Origin of the sequence: Nocardia sp. NPDC060220 (assembly GCF_042727815.1) — a bacterium.
Lineage (GTDB): Bacteria > Actinomycetota > Actinomycetes > Mycobacteriales > Mycobacteriaceae > Nocardia.
In genome coordinates this window covers 1-2,743 of record NZ_JBHWZY010000892.1, presented here as the reverse complement: position 1 = coordinate 2,743, position 2,743 = coordinate 1, and the positions used below count along the sequence as shown (strand labels likewise).

The following is a 2,743-nucleotide window of genomic DNA, read 5'->3' as shown; positions in this document are numbered from 1 at the left end:
GGCCTACTTCTCGATCTACGACATCTCCGATTGCGCGCACCCTCGACTGCTCAATCCTGGAGTGGGCACCGACCTGGGCATGCCCTTACCTATCGTTTCGCACGAAGGCGGGTTCTCACCCGACGGAAGAACCTACTGGGCTTCAGGAGTGACTGGTGGGCTGCTCAGCGCGATCGATGTATCAAATCCTGCAGAACCGCAGGTCATTTGGCAAGGAATGACCGGGTTGACGAGCCACGGATTCGGCATCACGCCCGACGGTAGTCGCATGTACCTGTCCGTACTAGCCGGTTTCACTGTTTTGGACATCAGCGCCGTGCAGCGCCGAGACCCCCATCCTCAGGTGCCCCATATCGGTCGGTCGTTCTGGAGCGACGGGCAGGCTACCCAACATACGATTCCAGTCACCTACGACGGCAAGCCGTTTGCATTCACGGTGGACGAAGGGGGCTCCGGCGGGGTCAAGCTGCTCGATTTGCACGACGAGACCGCACCGAAAGTGGTATCGAAGATCAAGCTGGAGATCAACCTTCCTCAGAACATGGCCAAGAACGTCGGATCGTCGATGGGTGGATCCCTCTTCGCCTACGAGTCGCACTACTGTGCCGCTGACAGGGCAACCAACCCGACGGCCTTGGCGTGCGGGTGGATCTCCTCGGGGATCCGAGTCTTCGACATTCGCGATCCACATCGAATTCGTGAGATCGCGTACTACAACCCGCCCGCACTCACCGGACGCAATCTCGAGCTGACAAATTCTCCCCACGCTCTGGCCTCGCTCATCGGGGTGCCGGTACTCTCGACCGTCCCGATCGCGCGTGCCGTGCTCGAAGGGCAATTCGACCCGGCTGATACGCAGACCTCCCGAGCGGGTCAGACCGTACTCGGTGACCTGTCCACCGATTGGTGCTTCTCGCCTCCGGAGTGGCGAGGGACTCAGCTGTGGACAACATGCGCGGACAACGGATTCATGGCGCTGCAATTGGAGAACGGGGTGTACGCGCCACCGCCTGACCAAGCGTCCACGATAGGTCAGGGGTGATCGTGGTACGTCTTTCACGCACCGGGCATCTCGCATTGGCCGTGGGCGCAGTGGCCCTTGTCGTGGTTGGTGTATGCCTGCGTCCCTACATCGTTTCCGAATCGGAGCGGCCGGAGCTGGCGTTGACCGCCCTGGAGATCGGATTCATCCAGGACATGGGTTCCCACCATGAGCAGGCTCTGTTCATGGTGGACCGACTCGACGTCGACGTCGCGCCGGTCGTGTGGCGTTTGGGCCGCCAAATCGACTCGGCGCAACGGAGCGAGCTCGGCATGTTGCGGGGTTGGCTGTGCCTGTTGAACGTCCCTATGGTCAATACCACCCCGATGAGCTGGATGACATCGCAGGGTTCTACCAATTCGACACCGCACCGTCATAACTCGGTCACGGCACAGGCGACCGGGGGTGCAACTATGCCGGGAATGGCGACGTGGGCCGACCTCAATGCGCTCGCACGCAGCCGCGGAGCCGAAGCGGAGGTCATGTTCCTGCGCCTGATGTTGCGCCATCATCAGGGCGGTGTCGCAATGGCCCAGGACTTCACCGAGCAGCACCGGTCGGGACCCGTCTATCAAGCGGCGCGGGCGATGATCCAGGACCAAGGCCAAGAAATCGGGCTCCTTTCGCTGCTCCTGGAGCAGCGCAACGCCGAACCGATGCCCTATCCCTGACCCAGAGCGCGTGGCTGGTTCAGTGTCTCTACAGACTGTATAGAATACAGTCGAAATGTATATTCACATGGGGTGGTGTAGTCGTCACTCGCCACCCACGATTCGAGACATAGCGATGCTGGCGGTCAGCTGCCTCACCGCGCATGTCGATCCTGAAGGAGACCTATGTCACCTGATGTCCTCGCGTCCGGTCGAGTTGCAGTGATCACCGGTGCCGGCTCCGGCATCGGCGCAGCGCTGGGTCGAGCGCTCGCAGTCCGGGGCATGCGCGTAGCGCTTGCCGATGTCAATGGCGATACTGTCGAGAAGCTGGCCTACGAGTTGGTCCGCAGCGGCCTCGAGGTCATCGCCGTCGCCACCGACGTCTCTGATCTCGACGAGGTTGCCGCACTCGCTGGCGCGGTCCACTCGCGTTGGGGTTCAACGCATCTGCTGGTGAACAACGCCGGAATCGAGACCACAGGCCGACTCTGGGAGATTCCGCCGACACGATGGGACGCCACCATCGGGATCAATCTCTCCGGCGTCTACCACGGCGTACGCGCATTCATGCCGGGGATGCTCGCTTCGGGCGAGCCCGCGCATATCGTGAACCTCGCATCGGTCGGCAGCCTGGGCACAGGTCCGTTTCAGACCCCCTACATCGTTACCAAACACGGTGTGCTCGCATTGACGGAGTGCCTGTGGCAAGAGTTCGCTGCCGAGCGGATCGGCATCGGTGTCTCCGCGGTGCTACCAGGACCGGTTTCGACATCGATCTTTACCAGTGCTTCCAGCGCCGATCGGACCGGGGTCGGAGCGGACCACCTCGATCAGATGCGTACTCTGCTCGCAACATACGGTATGTCGTCAGAAGAGGTTGCCGACCGCATCATCAGGGGCGTCGCGGCGGGTGATCTATGGATTCACACTCACCCGGAGATGTCCGATGCCTCGATTCGAGCGCGTACGGATGCGCTGCTCACGCGCCGGTTCCCCTCGGCACCGAATGGATTGGAAGGGATTGCCGATGTCACTGCCTGAGGCGTGC

The 2,743-nt window shown here is 61.8% G+C and carries 3 protein-coding genes; all 3 read left to right on the top strand.

Annotated features, from left to right (window positions below):
• On the top strand, positions 1-1,042 hold a 1,042-nt coding region (locus ACFWF3_RS31330; protein ID WP_379317361.1), incomplete at its 5' end, for an LVIVD repeat-containing protein.
• Positions 1,039-1,713 (top strand): DUF305 domain-containing protein, encoded by a 675-nt coding sequence (locus ACFWF3_RS31325; protein WP_379317359.1) that lies wholly within the window; start codon positions 1,039-1,041, stop codon positions 1,711-1,713. The genes ACFWF3_RS31330 and ACFWF3_RS31325, both read left to right, overlap by 4 nt.
• A gap of 165 nt (positions 1,714-1,878) precedes the next feature.
• Positions 1,879-2,736, top strand: coding sequence for an SDR family NAD(P)-dependent oxidoreductase (locus tag ACFWF3_RS31320; RefSeq protein WP_379317357.1), 858 nt, complete (start codon positions 1,879-1,881; stop codon positions 2,734-2,736).
• The last annotated feature ends 7 nt before the right edge of the window (positions 2,737-2,743 follow it).

Excerpts from the sequence above, each read along its gene's own strand:
- ACFWF3_RS31320 (WP_379317357.1), top strand. The coding sequence starts at position 1,879 with ATGTCACCTGATGTCCTCGCGTCCGGTCGAGTTGCAGTGATCACCGGT.